Raw genomic sequence first — 19265 nt, 5'->3', positions numbered from 1 at the left:
GAACATAACTTACACTATATCTTTTCTCAAGCCATGTTCCGCCCTTAAATCGCTGGTACATAGACTAATGGCTATGTACCAAACTTTGTGTCGGAAATGTTTTTTTACATATTTTCCTTCTTCTTCATCAGGAATAATCCTGTCAATGCTAACAGAAGGCCGAGAAGGAAGGCTGAATCTGTTGCTGTGCCTGTACTTGGTAAGGTTGCTGACTTAGTAGCTCGGCCTTTAGTAGAACCATCTACTTTAGATCCTTGCACTTGCTCCTGCATCTGCGGGGTTGCAGTTGACTTGTAAACAACCGCATAAACACCTAGCTGATCTGTCATGTACTCGACATAATGACCTTTTTGCTGGAAGGATACCGCATCAAGCTGATTAGCCGCTATCATAAAGAAGACATTTTCAACATCTTTGTTAGATGCAACTGGAAGGCTGACAAAGACTTTGCCCTTAGGCTGAACAGCTTTGCCAAATTGGTCTTCTAGTCTAATGTCATAAGCATCATAAAGCTTACCTTCTAGGCTTTGAGCTGCTACTTTCTTAACCTTCAAGGCTACAACTTGATCAAGCGTAGACTTCATGCCAATCACTTGAACCTTGGTAGCTTCGTCCGTCAAGATACGCAAGTTATTTTCTGGCTTAGATGGTTTAGATGGCTCTACAGGCTTCTCTGGTGTAGTTGGTTTGTTTGGTTTCTCTTCCTTGCTTCCAACTTCCACAATCTGATCAACTGGATCTTTAGAAACGAAGCTGTCGCGAGTCACACGTCCAGTTTCTCGACCATTTTCGATGGTCACTTCCACAAGTGTGGTCTTCTCGCCGGCCTTACCTTCTTGGATAACTTTTCGAGTACCCTTAGACAATTGTGGATTTTCACGTTCGATGGTATTAAACGGTAGAGCCTCTGTCACAATATCTAAGCGCGGCTGTTCGACAACAAGATTCTTAAGACCTTGATCTGGTGTTACTTGCTCAACTGGCTTGCCAACTTCCACGATTTGATCCACTGGGGCTTTGGAAACGAAACTATCACGAGTGATGCGACCGGTTTCTTGACCATTCTCAATCGCCACTTCCACAAGCGTTGTCTTTTCACCGTCCTTGCCTTCTTGGACAACTTTTCGTGTGCCCTTCGGCAATTGTGGATTTTCTCGTTCGACGGTATTAAACGGTAGAACTTCTGTCACGATATCAAGTCGTGGTTGCTCGACAACAAGATTCTTAATACCTTGATCTGGTGTTACTTGCTCAACTGGCTTGCCAACTTCCACAATCTGATCTACTGGATCTTTAGAAACGAAGCTATCGCGAGTCACACGACCAGTTTCTTGGCCATTTTCGATTGTTACTTCAACCAGCGTGGTCTTTTCACCGGCCTTGCCTTCTTGGACAACTTTTCGGATGCCCTTCGGCAATTGTGGATTTTTGCGCTCAACGGTGTTGAACGGTAGAGCTTCAGTTACAACATCCAAGCGTGGCTGTTCAACAACAAGATTCTTAAGACCTTGATCTGGTGCTACTTGCTCAACTGGTTTGCCGATTTCCACAATCTTGTCGACTGGGTCTTTAGAAACGAAGCTGTCACGAGTGGTGCGACCAGTTTCTTGACTATTTTCGATGGTCACTTCCACAAGTGTGGTCTTCTCACCGGCCTTGCCTTCTTGGACAACTTTTCGTGTGCCTTTAGGCAATTGTGGGTTTTCACGTTCGACGGTGTTAAACGGTAGAGCCTCTGTCACAATATCCAAGCGTGGCTGTTCGACAACAAGATTCTTAATACCTTGATCTGGTGTTACTTGCTCAACTGGCTTGCCAATTTCCACAATCTTATCGACTGGGGATTTAGAAACGAAGCTGTCGCGAGTCAAACGGCTGGTTTCCTGACCATTTTCGATGGTCACTTCAACGAGCGTAGTCTTTTCACCGTCATTGCCTTCTTGGACAACTTTTCGTGTACCTTTCGGCAATTGTGCATTTTCACGCTCAACGGTGTTGAACGGTAGAGCCTCAGTTACCACATCCAAGCGTGGCTGTTCGACAACTGGAATCTTAACTCCTTCGTCTGGAGTCGTCTTGTGAACTGGCGGTGTAGCTGGTGTATCTTCTAAACTATTGAGATAAGTTGTAAATTCTGCCAAGCGAGTCGGAGTTAACAAGTGGTTATTTGTCACGTAAGCAGCCACCTGCAAGAACTCTTCTACTGCTTCACGATTAGCCTGACTTGTCAACGTTTTAGCACGCGCAAGAGCCTTATCATAAGCACTTGTGTCCAGAGCAGCCTCGCTTGTTGTTGGTAGATTAAAGACTAGTTCCGCCGCTGATTGGTATTCATTTTCGCTATCGCCATAAGTCTGAGTACCTGTCAAGACAATCTTCTTAGCCTTGATAACCCGACCAAAGTCAATAGTTTTAGTTGCTGCATTATTTGGCCAATTATCGACTGAGAAGCGGTGTTCTCGCCCTGCTTCATCCGTTACCACCAGAGTTACATTTTTGAGATTACCATTGGATCCTGAAGAACGTGGTACATAAGTCAAACCTGTCAAATCAGTTGGTTCTCTCAAGACCATAGTAGCCGGTTTATTAGCACCACCACCAGACCACGGTGTGTGCCACAGGCTAGAGCGGTTACCATCAAAGGCTTTAGCTAACTCTTCTCCTGGCTGTGCAGGTGCTTCCAGAGATTCAAAGTCTGCTGCTTTGAGGGAAGTCTTCTTCTCTACCAAGGCAGCCTTGAGGTGATCCACTGCAGCGATTACCTGTCTAGCAGCATCAACTGAGATGTCATCATCCTGCTGAGTCAGATTATAAACCGCATCTTTCAACGCATTCATAGACTCAGTAGTGTAATTCGTTCTGGCAACTAGTGGCAGGTAGTTGTTCACTGCTTCGTCAATCAGCATCTTACCTGTCAGCTCGACTTCTTCAATTTGTAGACGATCCATTACAAAGTCATTGTAGCCACGGAAGTTTGCATCTCCGCCTGCATCACCATTTGTATTCCCACCTCTAGCAGTAGAATAGATACCAATCCAAGTATTGCCATCTGGCGCTCCCGTAACGAGGAAGGTCGCTCTTTTGGCTTTTTGAGAGCCTTTCCAAGTGTTTGGTAGCTCATGCACTTGTGCATTGCCCAAATCACTAGTCCATTGGTTACCTGCTTGCTTCCAAGTTACTTCACCATTGCCGCTGACAAAGGCGTAAGTGCCATCAGAGCCCGCTTCGTAGTCAAAGGTTACTCGGTAAGTCTTACCTGCTTCAAAGCGGAAGTTTTGCGGAATAGTTTGGTAAACCATGCGTTGACGGCTAACTAAACCATTGGTCTTGAGTGACCAGTCGCCCTCGATAACATCATCAATCTTCTTACCATTCCAGCCACGTTGTGTATATGGTGCGTTCTTTTCTGATAAGTGAGTCCGATTGTCCTCAACACCTTCGATACCACCGATAACAAATGGGAAGATCCCTTGACCGACATTTTCAAAGTTCTGTTTGAAGACACCTTTTTGGTTATCATGACCGCCGGCATACATTGTAGAATTATTCTCAAAGACTCGAATTTCGTCAAAGTAAGTTGCTTTTTCACCTGCTTCACGGCTCAGGGTCAGAGTCACATTGGACACGTCATCACCTGTCGTGAAGTAAACATACATATTTTGGAAATAGCTGGTGTTGTCCACTGTCGCATTGCTACGATTTGTATTGTGAGCATATGCCTTAACATAGTTTTGAGCAATAGATTTATTAGTATAGTTGGTGATTGTCTTACCACCTGATTGGACTGTGATACTTGCCTTAGCATCACTTCTATTATCCACTCCGACATAAGCAGCATACTTAGTATTTGGCTTGAGACCCGTTAATTTCTGAGTCAGAGTCACAGTACTTGTATTGTTTTGAATACGGAGCATATCATTGGCACCCTGTGACTTGACAATCTCAGCCTTAGACTTGTCGCCTGTAATTGTCCAATGATCCAGCTTGCCACTGTTGAAGCCTTGATCATAGATATGCATTCCTTCGCTCCAAGACATTTCCTTGTTGACCTGTCTTGTACGATAGAGAACGTATGGCTGATTTGCCAAAAGATCCAGCGTCAGCTGATTATTCGTCACTGTCAGCTCTTGCTCTTCAACCTTACCTTGGTCGGTCAGCTTATAGAGGTAAACCTTATCATTCCAATCACTCGGCAGGGTCCAAGTTGTCTGGCCTGCTTTTGTATTGTAATAATACATCTTTTCTTGAGCTTTTTCCAGCTTATTACCGTTGGCATCCCAATTCCATGGCACCAGATAAGCTGAGCCGTCTTGAATCACGCGACCATTAAGTGTAACTGTTCTTTCACGGTAGCCTGGATTTGCCACATCGTTTGATTTACGGCGAATAGTAACTTGATTGTTGTCCCTGTCTGTCAGACCGATTTCCATTTCTGGTGTCCACTTGTAGCTACCGCCATTATCATTCATGGTAACCGGATTACCATTCTTCCATGTTGTGACAGTGAAGTGTTGGAAATACTTGGTCATGACATCATGAGCAAAGAGGTTGGTCACGTAGCCATTGTAGTCACTCCGTCCTTGCCAGCCCTCAAAATCCTTCATGCTGTAACCACCAAGCAGCGGATAGTTGGCTGCGCCGCCATAGGACGGATAGTCACCAATCCAAGAATCTTTTTGGTGGTTGCGGATAAAGCGGACAATGCTGCTGTTAATCCCCTTGTTGGTATAGCCACCATAGGTCAAGTCAGCTGCCCAGTGCTGGAAGGTAGAGTCGTACTCACCACCATGGCCCCACTCAATCGCAAAGCGCCAGCCTTGTTGGTTGATTTCTTTTGCCAAGACGTGAGTTGCCCAAGCACCATTATCACCTGACTGACCATTACCCCAAACATCGACATAGATAAAGTCTAACCCTTCGCCAAGTTTTTCTTTCAAATCTTGCCAGCGTTTGAGTCGACCATGAGCGAGGTCATAGGCAGCATCAATATTGATACCTTGGTCAAGCCAGTTCCAGCCATAGCTATAGCTACCGTCAGGATTCTTGCGTAGGATTTCCTCTTTGAAATATTTGGATTCTGGATAGGTTTCTGATGCGTTGACGTGGATACCGATGTGAGCACCATATTCCTTAGCCTTGGCGATCAGAGTTTTGAAATCTTCAACTCCACCGATTCGTTTACCAATATCTGCATAGTTCAAGTGACCTGAGTCATGCCCTTCATTTCCATATCCCTTCAAGAGGACACCTTGGCCAAGTCCATCGGTATGAAGATTGATTTTCTTAATACCATCCAGAGTCATCAGGAATGGATTTTGAGCTTGAGAGCCAAAGTTCATAGCAATCCGATAAGCGGTAATGTCTTTAACCTTTTCCCAGCCTTGCGGGTTGTTCATGATTTGACGATAAGCTACAGCAGCATCCTGCCAGTCTACTTGATTATCCTTGTTGGCATCTTCGGTCACGACCACCTTAGCACTTGGCAATTCCAAAGTATAATCTGGGTAAACAATTCCTTTATATTCTTTTTGCCATTGCCATGGTGAGCTCTTGATTGCGACATAGTTAGCGTTACCCACTGTTTGCTTGTAAGCAGTCAAGCGTGTAAAATCGTTTGATCCACCGCCAAAGCTGTTTTGAGAGTTACTCCATACACCAGCCGCCAGCTTGTCTGTTGAGACAAATCCGTACATGTAGCCCTTGCGCAAATCCGACATCGGATTGGTCACATTGATATGGTCATCTCCGCTGACATGGGTATTGTTGGACATGGTCGCCCCATCAAACTTAGCACCAGCCTGCTCGCTAGATACAGATACTAAAGCATTATCTGCAAAGTTGATAGAAGAAATTAATTTTCTAACATCATCGACTGGCTTACCAGCTTCAACTTGATTATGGTTGACGATTCTTGTCACATCAAAGTGCAACTGGTTGTCCACTACTTTCAAGCGAACGGTCATTTCTGCATCAATCAAATGCTCTGGATCCTTCAAGACCAAATCATACTCAGCTGTCTGCTCATCAACCTTGCGGTAAGTCACTTTCGGCTTGATAGCATGTGAGTTAATAGTGACTTGATCCAGCTGTTTGACTTGACCTGTCAGTGTGTGCTTGTTGACTGTGTAGCTCTTGACACGCGGGAAGGCCTTATCAATCAGCACTTCCATCGTTGCTGAGTGAATCTTATCATAAGTGACTTTAGAGTCATCTACCACAGGACCTGTTTCCTTTTCTCCTGTCGGCTGAGTTTGGGTCATGCCTTCTTGGTTATCTGTCTTTATCAAAACAGAAGTCAGTTCAGTGCCCTGATAAGTACCGGCCTTGACCAAAATCTTGCGCTCATTCTTGAGATTTTCCTTGACTGCAGCTGGTAAGGTCACTGTATTAAAGAGTTGCTCGCCATTATTGGTCGCATTGAGCTGACCATCTGCTTTCAGAGTTACCACCAAGTTATTGGTTGAACCTTTTTTCGGTGCTGGTACACGAGTTTGGCGATACCAAGCACTATTGCCATTGCCTGGCGTTTTATATTCCCAGAACCAGCCTTCTTTGTCATAACCGACAAAGACATTGTTTGATGTATCTTTATATTTCATAAAGACACCAAAGCGACCATGGTTTGTTTCAGAATTTTCTACAAAAGTTAAGTTTACGCTAGCATTTCCTTCTTGATCTACCTGCAAGCCTTCTTTCTGGAAGAGAGCTGGGTTTTGGTTGTTATCATGAGTAGATTTTGAGGAGAGCTGGTTATAGCGTACACCGTTCTTCTCAACCGTAGTGACTGTTCCATGCTGCTCTGTTGTTCCGACAGGAGTCCACTCAGCTGCCTTCTTAGCTGCAAATCTTGCAACTAAATCAGGATCTGGAACTGTTGGTGTTGGTGCAATATAAGGTGTGACTGCTTCTGGAGCCGAACCTGCGGCTGGAAGTCTCGTTCCGATTACAGAAACAGCCAAATTATGAATACTTTCGATGTTGCCTGATTTTATCTTAGTAATCTTCTGACCAGCCGAATCATCATCTGCGTAAAACAGGAGTGTCTTACTGTCTGCCTGAGTAACAAAGGTAGCTTTCTTGCCATTTTCTAGCTCAAATACTGGCGCTTCATTAACAATCACTTCGTGATCAAAACGCAGGGCAACGAGTCCTTCTTCTGTGTTTTTCGCGCTGACTACCTTAGCCTCTGTAGGATAAACACTGTTTTTCAGTAAGAAATCCCAGTTAAACTTCTTGAAGGAGAGAGTATAGTCATTTTTATTACCTTCCGCTCCTTCATAGAGCAAGCCAAACTCTTGATCATTGATTTGTTGCAGAGAGTTGTAGGCAAATTTTCCTTTATTGATTTCCCGATGAGCAATCCAAGTCAGATTACCAGCCTGATCCACTCTGGCAACTCGAACATGACCATTATTTCTGCCAGGCCCGCTTGCATTCGCCAAAATCACATATTCTTGTCCATCTTTGACTGTGCTAATCGCTGACATTTGTACATAGACATCAGGCACATCTTTGTAGCGTTTCACTTCAGGAAGCCAAGTAGCACCTCCATCTTCACTGGTTGCAACTTGCAGGTCTCGCGTCAATCCACGCATGAACATTTTTAGCTGGCCGTTTGCTAACTGCACGATGCTTGCTTCAGTGTTTTGAGCCGAAGGATGATTCATGGTACTGGATTGAATCTCTGTATTATTCACTCTGCGACCATCATTAACTGCTGCTCCAGAATGCCAAGTTTGTCCATTATCATCTGAATAGATAACCCGAGAAGACTGAGAACCATGTAAATGGGAAGATTCGTTAGTCGAATAAGTCGGAATAACTAAACGTCCTTTGTGCGGGCCTGTATGAAGACGAATGCCTGTACCAGGGCCGACCCCGTAGAACTTCATCCAGTTTTCCTTGACCATAGGAGTGATATCACGCGGAGCAGACCAAGTCAGTCCATCATCCTTACTCACTGATGTCCATAGATAGCTAGTCCGAGCAACACGGAAAGGCGAATCTTTCTTAGTCGTGAAATAAATATTATCAATCAGGCGGTCTCCGTCGTAAAGGTCACCTTTATCTCGATAGTCTTTTTCCTGTGGATTGACCACTACACGATAGGTTGTCGCTACACCGTTTGCATCATAGACTGTTCCATTTTCACGAATTGTATATTTTTGACCATTTTCGTGATAAAGAATCTGATAAACCTTGCCATCAATCGTTGTATAGGCTTCTTCGTTTTTAGCAGGCAGGTCAAAAACAGCCCTCCCTTCTGTAAACATATCATAGATGGCATGAATGGTTCCGTCTTTATCCTGAACCATAGCCACATCAATCGTTACAGGAGAGCCCTGATTCGGATCCGTTGCTTTGGGATTATTGCGCAAATTGACAATCGTCTTTTCTGGCCCCCAAGTCTGGCCGCCATCTGTACTACGGCGAATAACTGTGCCGATATCCCCCCAGTCTGACGCATGCAAGCGGCGCTGATCCGCAGCTGCAATCAAGGTTCCTTTCTGAGTCTTTAACAAGGCTGGGATTCGATAGCTTTTAATTCCTTGACTATTAGCCTGACTGCCAGCTCCACTCTCAAATACATCTGCCTTTTCACTCAGGGAGGCACCAGGAGCTAGCTGTCCTTCTAGTTCTTTCCGTTTTAAAATTTGGCTACGCTGAGCTACTTCCTCTGGCGAAAGAGCGCGGTCATAAATAGTTAGATTTCGAACGGCAAACGTTCCTGGCCAATGGTTTTGCTTACCACGCACTGTAGCACCCAGCTGCATGTTGGTCAAATCCGGCATGTCACTCAGGAATTTCCCTGACTGATAGCTGGTTCTTGATAGAACCCCATTGACATAGAGGCGCACGCGACCCTCTGGCGAATCTGGTTTTAGTCTTTCTACTGTATAGGTGATGGAGTTCCATTGACCCGCAGTTACTTTCAAAGGGGCAGTGTTATAATTTTCATAGAATTGCTGCCCATTGCGATCACGACCTTCGACAACTGCTGTTCCATTATTAACCGCAAGAGTAAAGTATTCGTTGACATGCGAGGAGCTAGAAGCAGAGAATACACTATAAAACTTTGGTGAGTTTGTATCTGGCTTAAACTCCAAATGAACCGTTGCATTCTTTAATTTTTTTACTTTATCTAGCTCGCTGGATAGATCCTCTTTGGCGTGATCTGTTTTGTTAATCGTAATATCTTCTTTTTCCAAGACAGGCTTGACATTCTTTAAAGAACGGGAATAATAGTCTCTTTCAACCGTTTCTTCTGTCTCAGCAGTTGCATCAGAAGGTTTTTCTAAAGTGGTACCTGTATCTGTTGATGGAGATACGGGTGTAGCTGCATTTTCTGTAGATACTGGTGCAGTAGCAGTTGCTGCTACAGGCTTATCCTCTTTTTCTACTTTCCCATTTACCTCAGAAGATGTTGTCTCTCCCGTAACTTCAGTAGCAGGAGGTGCCACACTTGGTTGAGATACCGCAACTACTCCTGCTGGGCTAGTTGTTGTCTCTGCTAGACTGTCAGCCGATACTTGATTGACCCCAAACAAGATTGCTCCGATTATAACAGAGCAAACACCTAAAGTTAGCTTGCGAATCCCAAACTTACATCTTTTATCAAATAAATCTCTATCCATCTGACAACCACCAATAGTAAGCGTTTACAATAAGCCTTAAAATTTTTAGGCTGTTATAAACCCCTTCTATCCCTTTCTTATTTTATGTTAATATACTCTTTTTTACTATATCAAATATTTTAAGAAGTGTCAAATTATTTTACAGTAGAAATGTAGATTATTCTTAGAAGAAAGATAGAAAAATCCATTTGAAATCTACAATCAATACTAGCTGCTCACTTCAAATGGATCATATTATTTAAATCATATTTATCTAATGCTCACTCTGCCAGTGCGATAATCAAGGACAATTCCTGACTGGACATTTGGGACAAAAACATTGAATTCCAAACTTCCATCGCTGGACTTAGCTTCTAAATGCGAGCCAGAGGGCACCAGATCATTTTCAGAAGCATAGATCAAGGTGACACGATAGCGAACTCGCTTATTCTGGTCCAAAGCACGACGAATCTGAGTTTCATAGTAGTTCTGCCCTGTCGAGTTGTCTTTATTGGCCTGATTGGCCCAAGCTGTCTGGACTGCGATATTGGCTGGGTTGCTAGTGGAAGCATCAAAGCCCTTTAAGCCACCGATCAGCGAGTAAGCCAAGAGATGCCCGCGATCTACTGCATGGTTGTATTCACCTGATAGATGTTTGACTTGGTGCCAACCGGCAGGAACCCAAGGAGTGGAACCATTTCCCGTTTCTTCACGCGATTTATATTGGCGGGTCGATTTGGCAAGCAAGGCATTGGCAACTGTTGGAATCGTCTGCCCCTGAACAATCTTCGTTTTATTATCTGCATAAGGCGCACTCGACACTTTGGCATTTAAGTTCGTTTTATTCCCATCGATGATGAAGGCGCCAACCCCATTCCACTCGATTTTTCCACCGAGTTGAGAACGCACCGAGTCAGTGAGAACACTCTCAGCCAGCGCTTGATCTGGTGTACTTGTATCCTTATTTTGACTGACAACTGCAGGTGTATTTACTGCTGGTGACTGATTGCCATTTCCAAAAAAGTAGGCTCCCAGTGATAAAGTCAGAGCAACCAGAAGCCCAGCTATAGTCTGAGTAGATTTAGTGCTCTTTTTTTGTAATTTCTTTCTTTTTGGCATATTTTCCTATCCATTTAAAAGGACTGTGCAAAGATTCTGCACAGTCGGTAAATTAACGAACACTCTCGGCAGATCATTGACCAGTAAACTTAGAAATAAGCTCTTTCCAAGTATCTGGTGATAAGATAGACCAAGGATTATCTGCATTTCCAATCACACCATATCCGATGACCAGACCAAGACAAAAAATGATAAAAGCAACTACCAGCACCAAGGCAATGATGCCTAGTTGTCTAGCCAAATATTTCCAATTTTCACTCATCATCTTCTTCCTTTACGCGTTTGATGTTGGCACCAAGAGCCGCTAGCTTTTCGTGAAATTTATAATAGCCACGATCCAAATGAACTAACTTGCTAACTTTTGTCTCCCCTTCAGCAATCAAGCCCATCAAAATCAAGGTCGCACTAGCCCGGAGATCTGTCGACATCACTTCTGCTCCTTGCAGGCTGCTACCGCCCCAAATCCGAGCGGTATCCCGCATAATATCGGAGTGAAGACCCATCCGTCGCATCTCTTCTAAGTGCTGGAAGCGGTTTTCAAAGACCGTCTCAACCATGACAGACTCTCCTTGAGCTATCGCCATCAAGGCAGTAAACTGAGCCTGCATATCGGTTGGAAAACCTGGATAAGGTAGAGTTTTGACAGAAACAGCTTTTAACTTTGAAACATCTGAGCGGACGCGAATTCCTTCGTCTTCTTCAGTCACTTCCACACCCATTTCTTGCATTTTTGATAAAAGCGGACGGTTGTGCTCCCAAATCGCATCTTCAATCAGCAAGTCACCGCCTGTCATGGCAGCAGCAACCATAAAGGTTCCAGCTTCGATACGGTCTTGCACGACATTATGCTCAGCTCCATTAAGTTTTTCAACACCGATGATTGTTATATTCTCCGTTCCTGCCCCTCTGACTTTAGCGCCCATTTTATTTAACAATAAAGCCAAATCAACAATTTCAGGCTCCCGAGCAGCATTTTCGATAACAGTGGTGCCTTGAGCCAAAGTTGCCGCCATCATAATATTCTGTGTCGCGCCAACACTTGGGAAGTCCATGTAGATATGGGCTCCCATCAAGCGGTCTGCCTTGGCCTCAATATAACCCGCAGTCTGCGTAATCTGAGCACCCATTGCCTCCAATCCCTTCAAATGAAGGTCAATCGGACGGCTACCAATCGTACAACCACCCGGCATGGATACTTTTGCATGCCCATTTCGAGCAAGAATGGGACCCAATACAACAATCGAAGCCCGCATTTTGCTGACATATTTGTAGGGAGCTTCTTCGGTCAATGGTTGAGTTGCATCTACAACTACAGTATTTTCATCTTGGTTAAAGTCTACCTGCGTATTCAAGCCACGAACAACATTGTTCATGGTAAAAACATCCGAAAGGACTGGCACATTCTTGAGTATTGTTTTTCCCTCACTGGCCAAGACTGTTGCCGCCAACAGCGGCAACACCGCATTTTTAGCTCCTTCAATCCTAACTCTGCCAACCAGACGGTTATTTCCACCCTGAATAATAATTTTTTCCATACTAACTAGTTACTCCAAATCTTAAAAATTCATCCTTACTATCATATCATAAAATCAAGATTCTGACCTTATAAAGCTCCATTAAAAATTGCCCGACTCATGTCATAAATACCGATAAAAAATAGGCTAGCCATGTAGCCCAAGGCAATACTTAGCAACAAAATCAAAAAACGAATTTTGATGGCATTATCAGCATTTACTTTTAGAAATCTTTCCCAACTGACCACTGTAGACAAAAGATGAAAAGACATAAAGATAAAGAGCAGATGACTGCATAATCGAAACATTAATTCTATCATAGATTTTATTATACCATAAGAAGAGCTGTTTCTAGCGGAAAGGAGTATGGGACAATAAAAAAGAATGGAAATTCCATTCTTTTTTCATTACATTCTTGTTCCAACGTTAATACGGTTGATGGCACGCTGGAGGGCGATTTTAGCACGTCGCTCTTGGTCAATCAAATGCTTGTCTTGGGCTTCTTCGATCTCTTTCTCAGCACGTAACTTAGCTCGCTCGGCACGGCTGATATCAATATCACGCTCACGCTCAGCTGAGTCCGCGATAATGGTAATCACATTATCAGCAATTTCTATGATGCCACCGTTGACCGCAATCCAGTCAATATGCTTGTCATCATCGATTCTGCGTACCTTGACTTGATCCACTTCCAAAACAGCAATTGTATTGATATGGCGAGGCAAAATTCCCATTTCTCCGTCAATCGTTTTTACGGAAACAAATGCAGCATGGTGGTCATAAATCAGACCATCCGGTGTAACGATTTGTACTGTCATTTGAGCCATCATTCACCTCTTAGAATCCCATTTTTTCAGCTTTAGCGATGACATCCTCAATCGAACCGACACCACGGAAGGCATCTTCTGGTAACTTATCATACTTTCCTTCGAGGATTTCTTTAAAGCCACGAACCGTCTCAGCTACAGGCACATAAGATCCTGGCTGGCCAGTAAATTGCTCCGCAACGTTGAAGTTTTGAGACAGGAAGAACTGAATCCGGCGCGCACGCGCAACCAAAGTCTTTTCTTCATCTGACAACTCATCCATACCTAGGATGGCAATGATATCCTGCAATTCATGATAACGTTGCAATACGCGTTTCACTTCGGCAGCCACTGCATAGTGCTCTTCACCAACAATCTCAGGAGAAAGAGCTCGAGAGCTTGAAGCGAGCGGATCCACGGCTGGATAAATCCCCAATTGAACCAATTTACGTTCCAAGTTGGTTGTAGAGTCCAAGTGGGCAAAAGCTGTCGCTGGCGCTGGGTCAGTATAGTCATCGGCTGGCACGTAGATGGCTTGAATCGAGGTTACAGAACCCTTCTTAGTCGATGTGATACGTTCTTGCAATTGTCCCATTTCTGTCGCAAGTGTTGGTTGGTAACCAACGGCTGACGGCATCCGACCCAAAAGGGCAGAAACTTCAGAACCTGCCTGCGTGAAACGGAAGATGTTGTCAATGAAAAGCAAGACATCTTGACCTTCCACATCACGGAAGTATTCTGCAATCGTCAAACCAGTCAAAGCAACCCGCATACGCGCTCCTGGCGGCTCATTCATCTGACCGAAGACCATGGCTGTTTTCTCGATAACACCAGACTCTTTCATTTCCCAATAAAGGTCATTCCCTTCACGGGTACGTTCCCCAACGCCAGTAAATACAGAAATACCACCGTGTTCTTGGGCAATGTTATGAATCAATTCCTGAATCAAGACGGTCTTACCAACTCCGGCACCACCGAAGAGTCCGACTTTACCACCTTTCAGATAAGGTGCTAAAAGGTCGATAACCTTGATACCTGTTTCTAAGATCTCTGATGAAGTAGACAACTCATCAAAGGTTGGAGCTTTCTTATGGATTGGCTGGCGCTCTGCATCATCCGCAAAAGGAGCATCCAAGTCAATGGTATCTCCCAAAACGTTAAAGACGCGACCAAGTGTTTCTTTGCCGACTGGTACAGAAATTGGACGGCCAGTATCTAGCACTTCCATGCCACGAGTCAAGCCATCTGTTGATTCCATAGCGATGGTCCGAACCACTCCATCACCAAGCTCAAGAGCTACTTCAAGGACGATTTTTGATTTTTTTTCGTCATTTTTATAGACTACAAGTGCATTATTGATCTCAGGTAGCTTGTCGCCAGCTGCAAATGCTACATCTACAACCGGTCCGATAACCTGAGTAATTTTGCCTGAGCTCATTCTTTTCTCCTCTTTATACTATTTATTTTCTGTGACACTATTCCAGTGCACTTGCACCCGCCACAATTTCAGTAATTTCCTGCGTGATAGCTGCTTGTCTAGCACGGTTATACTGAATGGTCAAATCATTGATAACTTTTTTAGCGTTATCCGTTGCTGTCTGCATGGCTGTCATACCAGCAGCATTTTCAGCAGTTTTTGCGTCAATAATCGCCCCGTAAATCATACTTTCAGCAAACTGAGGCAAGAGCTGATCCAAAATCGCATTTCGACTGGATTCTAATTCTAGATTGAGAATATAGTTCTCATCCGCTTCACTAGGATCTAAATCGACGATTGGCAACATCTGCTCTACCCGCATCTGACTGGTCAGGCTGTTGACATGGTGGTTATAACACACATAAAGTTCATCAAAAAGCTCATTCTTATACATTTCAATGGTCTTGGAAATGATTTTCCGAACTTCATCAAAACTCGGATGATTGGCTAAGCCGCGCAATTCATAAATCGGCTGAATGCCTCGTGCGCGGAAGAAATCAGCTCCCATTCCTCCGATCGAAATAATGACATAATCATCCTTTTCGTGGTATTCAGAAATCAATTCCATCATTGATTTGAGGATGGTTGCGTTGTAGCCACCGACCAAACCACGATCAGATGTAATGACGATATAAGCCGTTTTCTGAACCGGTCTGCTCTTGAGCAGTGGATGATGGCTAACATTTTCTGCCTCATGACCATGCAAAAGGTCGGTCAAGAGTTTCCGAACCTTAGAAGCATAGACTTGAAAGTTCTTTGCTGCTTCTTCGGATTTTCCCAACTTAGATGCAGAAACCATCTGCATAGCATTGGTGATTTGACTGGTGTTTTTTGTGGATGCAATTTTATTTTTGATATCATTTAATGAAACTGCCATCTGACACCTCTATTCTTATTTGAAGTTAGACTGATTGATAAATTCAGTAATAGCGGCGTCCAGCACTTCTTCACTCGGCAAATCTTTTGTCTGACGAATGGTTTCATAAATGTCTTCATGATGAGCGTCAAAGTAAGCAAAAATCTCTGCTTCAAATCGAAGAATCTCATCTACTGGTACTGCATCAAGGAAGCCGTGAGTCAACGCATAGAGGATCACAACTTGCTTTTCAACTGGCAGTGGCTCATGAACTGGCTGTTTCAATACTTCTACTGTACGGCGTCCACGGTTCAACTTAGCCTGAGTTGCTGCATCGAGGTCACTACCAAATTTGGTAAAGGCTTCCAGCTCACGATATGAAGCAAGGTCAATACGCAGAGTTCCTGCAACCTTCTTCATAGCCTTGATTTGTGCAGATCCACCTACCCGAGATACAGAAGAACCGGCATCAATGGCTGGGCGAATACCTGCATTAAAGAGGCTATCGCTGAGGAAAATCTGACCATCCGTAATTGAAATTACGTTGGTTGCAATATAAGCTGAGATATCTCCTGCCTGCGTTTCGATGAATGGCAATGCAGTGATTGATCCACCACCAAGCTCATCAGAAACTTTAGCTGAACGTTCAAGCAGACGGCTGTGAAGGTAGAAGACATCCCCTGGGAAGGCTTCACGACCTGGCGGACGGCGAAGCAAGAGAGAAAGTTCACGATAAGCTACCGCTTGTTTTGACAAGTCATCATAAACGATGAGGACGTGCTTGCCATTGTACATAAATTCTTCAGCCATTGCTACACCGGCATAAGGAGCCAAGAAGAGCAAAGGAGAAGGTTGAGAAGCTGACGCTGTTACCACGATAGTATAATCCAAGGCTCCATACTGACGGAGAGTTTCCACTTGTGTACGGACAGTAGATTCCTTTTGACCAATGGCAACATAGATACAGATCATATCCTGCCCTTTTTGGTTGAGGATCGCATCGATGGCAATACTAGTTTTACCAGTCTGACGGTCACCGATAATCAATTCCCGCTGACCACGACCAATTGGTACAAGGGCATCAATAGCTTTCAAACCTGTTTGCAATGGTTCTGATACAGACTTCCGTTGCATAACTCCTGGAGCTGGTGCTTCTACAGGGCGTGTTTTAGTTGTAGCAAGCTCACCCAAGCCGTCAACAGGACGACCAAGTGGATCTACGACACGACCAATCAAAGCATCTCCGACAGGAACTTCCATGATTTTACCCGTGCGACGAATCGTATCGCCCTCACGAATATCTGTAAAATCACCCAAGATAATGATTCCGACATCGGTTGACTCCAAGTTTTGTGCCATACCATAAGAACCATTTTCAAAAATCAAGAGCTCGCCACTCATGGCATTATCAAGACCGTGGGCACGAGCGATTCCATCACCAATATAAGTGACGACCCCAGTTTCTGTGACGTCAAAATTTGGCTGGAAATTTTCAATTTGTTGCTTAATTAAAGCGCTGATTTCTTGTGCGTTAATCGCCAAAATTCACACCACTTTCTATTTCAAATTTTCTTTTACGAGTTGTAATTGACGTTTTATACTTGCATCAATTGTCTTATTATTGGCTGAAATGATGAAGCCACCAATCAGGCTAGCATCTAATTCCTGCTTGAGCGAGCGAACTTTGAGGCCCATTTTTTGCTCAATCATTGGTTTCAATCTGTCTTTTTGACTTTCTGTCAAGGCTTGAACAGATTTAACCGTCACTTCAAATTCATTGCTTTGTTTCTCAATCTGATGCTGAATTTCTACCAACATATCGTAGAACAAATCTGCTCGATGATTGAGAATAACGACTTCGATAAAGTTATCAATCAGCTGTGAATCTGAGTTTTGAAAAAGTCGAAGAGCCTTCTCCTTTTCTCCATCATCAACGCCAATATGTGATAAAAAGTCAGCAAGATTTGTTTCCTCAAACACGGCCCTAATTTGGCTTAGTTTTTCAAAAACATCTTGTTGCTGACCTTTTTCAAATACTAATTGAACAAAAGGCAAGGTATATTTTTCAACTACCGCATAGTGCTTTTTGTCCATTAAGCATCTCCTAATTTATCAATATAACGATCAATGAGCTCATTGTGTGCTTTTGTATCAAGCTGCTGGCTCAAGATCTTACTTGCAAGACTTACTGTTAGGTCAGCCACATCGTCTTTAATGCTATTCAAGGCTTCTGCCTTGCTTTGAGCAATTTCTTGATTGGCTTTTGCTTTCAAACGTCCAGCTTCTTCAGCTGCATCCGCTAAAATTCCAGCCTTATTTTTTTCAGCTGTTTCCTTAGCATGTTCGATAATCGTCGTTGCTTCCTGACGACTTCCTGCTAATTCATTCTCACGTTTTTGCGCAAGTTCCTCAGCCTTTTTACGGGCTGACTCAGCCCCGTCAATATCATCCGTAATCTTTTTAGAACGTTCTTCTAAGATACTGGTAATATTGCCCCAGGCAAACTTCTTTACTAAAAAAATTAATAAAAGGAAGGAACCAGCGATGAGAATAAAGTCACCAATAATGGCACCGATAGTTACGTGCATTCCTTTTCTTCCTTTCTACTTACTATTCTTCACCGTTTATTTTCTTACCGATATACATCGAAGACAGCATGGTAAAGACATAGGCCTGGATACATGAAATAAATATCGAGAAGGCTGTCCATAACATACTACCTAGGAAAGCAGCTGGATACCAATAAAATGCTTGTTGTGACAAGGTAAGCAACAAGCCAGCCAAAACTTCCCCTGCAAAGATATTTCCGAAAATCCGCAGAGCTAAGGAGGCAAAATTGGTAAATTCTTCCAAGATATTCATTGGAGTCATAAATCCAGGTGTTGCAAAAGCTTTTAAGTAATCTTTAAAACCACGACGACGGATTCCTTCCACATGACTAATCAATGTAATGATAAAGGACAAGGCTAGGTCATAGCCCAAATTTGCCGTCGGTGAGGTCCAGAGATTGTAGCCATTGGTGGTTTGAATTTTAGCCATCAAACCGATATTATTGGCAACTGCAATAAAAAGGAACAAGGCAAACATAAACAAAGAATAATCTTTGATGTAATGTTCCCCAATATTTTCTTTAGTAAAGCCAATGACAAAATCATAGACGTACTCAAGTAAATTTTGCTTTCCTTTTGGTCGGATGGACATTTTTCTACTGCCCCAGTAGATAAAGCCAAAGACCATCAAAACGGTCACAAGTGACATAGCAAGCAGGGTCAAATCAAAGGATATTGGGCCTAGCTGAATAGTCGGATTAAGACTCTCTTCCAAGGTTTGACACCCCCTTTTCTAAAATAGAAAAAACTATTTGATAATGAAAGACATAACCAAAGTAACGAAGAAAGTACCTTCAACAAAAGCGACACCCATGATGAGCAAGCTTCTTAATTGATCAACCATTTCTGGCTGACGTGAAGCTGCTTTAAACAGATTACTCATAATCAAACCTTCAGCTAATGAGACGCCAAAGCAGGCAATACAAAGTCCTAAAAATGTTAAATTCATGATGAATTCTCCTTTTATATTTTTTAAATGTACCCCATTAGTTTACTCCTAATAAAGGTAATAGTCAATTATTTTGTGATATTGTAAGCGTTTTTCGCGCTTTTCTTTTAAATTTAAAACAAAACTTGAATAAAAGTGCTTTTCAAACATTTATCCTATAAAAATCCAAGCAAAAATGAGAGTGGGACAGAAATCAGTAATTCATTAGAATTCGATTTCGTCGTCCCACCTCCGCACAGTTGAGTAGAGCTGTAAAAGCTAATGAAATCAGCCTAGTAGAGCCCACTCAACCACTGCGTCTTGCTCGACAATCCAAACAAT

The 19265-nt window shown here is 43.3% G+C and carries 13 protein-coding genes and 3 pseudogenes; all 16 read right to left on the bottom strand.

Annotated elements, in window-relative coordinates:
- Positions 1–104 precede the first annotated feature (104 nt).
- The 16 genes and pseudogenes from D8791_RS10730 to D8791_RS05040 all read right to left on the bottom strand — a co-directional run bounded on the left by D8791_RS10730 (position 105) and on the right by D8791_RS05040 (position 18944).
- Positions 105–272: an LPXTG cell wall anchor domain-containing protein gene (locus tag D8791_RS10730; protein ID WP_376739479.1), complete on the bottom strand. Its 168-nt coding sequence runs from the start codon at positions 270–272 to the stop codon at positions 105–107.
- A 444-nt stretch (positions 273–716) separates the two neighbouring features.
- A pseudogene (locus tag D8791_RS10725) lies at positions 717–1733 on the bottom strand (G5 domain-containing protein); the annotation flags it as partial.
- A 93-nt stretch (positions 1734–1826) separates the two neighbouring features.
- Positions 1827–6878: pseudogene (locus D8791_RS10620) on the bottom strand (SpGH101 family endo-alpha-N-acetylgalactosaminidase); the annotation flags it as partial.
- Positions 6879–7310: 432 nt separating this feature from the next.
- Positions 7311–9635 (bottom strand): annotated as a pseudogene (locus D8791_RS10615) (sialidase domain-containing protein); the annotation flags it as partial.
- Positions 9636–9884: 249 nt separating this feature from the next.
- Positions 9885–10733 carry a DNA/RNA non-specific endonuclease gene (locus tag D8791_RS05095; protein WP_125446510.1) on the bottom strand — a complete coding sequence of 283 codons (849 nt, stop codon included), beginning with the start codon at positions 10731–10733 and terminating at the stop codon, positions 9885–9887.
- Between the two features lie 73 nt (positions 10734–10806).
- Complete coding sequence (locus D8791_RS05090; protein ID WP_125388145.1) at positions 10807–10995, bottom strand: DNA-directed RNA polymerase subunit beta; 189 nt, start codon at positions 10993–10995, stop codon at positions 10807–10809.
- Positions 10988–12268 (bottom strand): UDP-N-acetylglucosamine 1-carboxyvinyltransferase, encoded by a 1281-nt coding sequence (gene murA, locus D8791_RS05085; RefSeq protein ID WP_125446509.1) that lies wholly within the window; start codon positions 12266–12268, stop codon positions 10988–10990. The genes D8791_RS05090 and murA overlap by 8 nt, the downstream gene beginning before the upstream one ends.
- Before the next feature lie 68 nt (positions 12269–12336).
- Positions 12337–12567: a DUF1146 family protein gene (locus tag D8791_RS05080; protein WP_048764292.1), complete on the bottom strand. Its 231-nt coding sequence runs from the start codon at positions 12565–12567 to the stop codon at positions 12337–12339.
- A gap of 87 nt (positions 12568–12654) precedes the next feature.
- Entirely contained in the window at positions 12655–13077 is a 423-nt protein-coding gene (locus D8791_RS05075; RefSeq protein ID WP_125446508.1) for a F0F1 ATP synthase subunit epsilon, read from the bottom strand.
- Between the two features lie 7 nt (positions 13078–13084).
- Positions 13085–14491: a F0F1 ATP synthase subunit beta gene (gene atpD / locus D8791_RS05070; protein WP_005589740.1), complete on the bottom strand. Its 1407-nt coding sequence runs from the start codon at positions 14489–14491 to the stop codon at positions 13085–13087.
- Between the two features lie 37 nt (positions 14492–14528).
- Positions 14529–15407: a F0F1 ATP synthase subunit gamma gene (locus D8791_RS05065; protein WP_125446507.1), complete on the bottom strand. Its 879-nt coding sequence runs from the start codon at positions 15405–15407 to the stop codon at positions 14529–14531.
- 15 nt (positions 15408–15422) lie between these two features.
- Positions 15423–16928 (bottom strand): F0F1 ATP synthase subunit alpha, encoded by a 1506-nt coding sequence (gene atpA, locus D8791_RS05060; RefSeq protein WP_125389904.1) that lies wholly within the window; start codon positions 16926–16928, stop codon positions 15423–15425.
- Between the two features lie 15 nt (positions 16929–16943).
- Positions 16944–17480: a F0F1 ATP synthase subunit delta gene (locus D8791_RS05055; protein WP_125446506.1), complete on the bottom strand. Its 537-nt coding sequence runs from the start codon at positions 17478–17480 to the stop codon at positions 16944–16946.
- Positions 17480–17974: a F0F1 ATP synthase subunit B gene (atpF, locus tag D8791_RS05050; RefSeq protein WP_125446505.1), complete on the bottom strand. Its 495-nt coding sequence runs from the start codon at positions 17972–17974 to the stop codon at positions 17480–17482. The genes D8791_RS05055 and atpF overlap by 1 nt, the downstream gene beginning before the upstream one ends.
- Positions 17975–17996: 22 nt before the next feature.
- Complete coding sequence (gene atpB, locus D8791_RS05045; protein ID WP_045496788.1) at positions 17997–18710, bottom strand: F0F1 ATP synthase subunit A; 714 nt, start codon at positions 18708–18710, stop codon at positions 17997–17999.
- A 33-nt stretch (positions 18711–18743) separates the two neighbouring features.
- Positions 18744–18944: a F0F1 ATP synthase subunit C gene (locus tag D8791_RS05040; RefSeq protein WP_005589732.1), complete on the bottom strand. Its 201-nt coding sequence runs from the start codon at positions 18942–18944 to the stop codon at positions 18744–18746.
- Positions 18945–19265 lie beyond the last annotated feature (321 nt).

The organism is Streptococcus cristatus (genome assembly GCF_003943515.1).
Classification (GTDB): domain Bacteria; phylum Bacillota; class Bacilli; order Lactobacillales; family Streptococcaceae; genus Streptococcus; species Streptococcus cristatus_D.
Note: the sequence above shows the minus strand (reverse complement) of the source record. Positions and strands in the feature narration are given on the sequence as shown.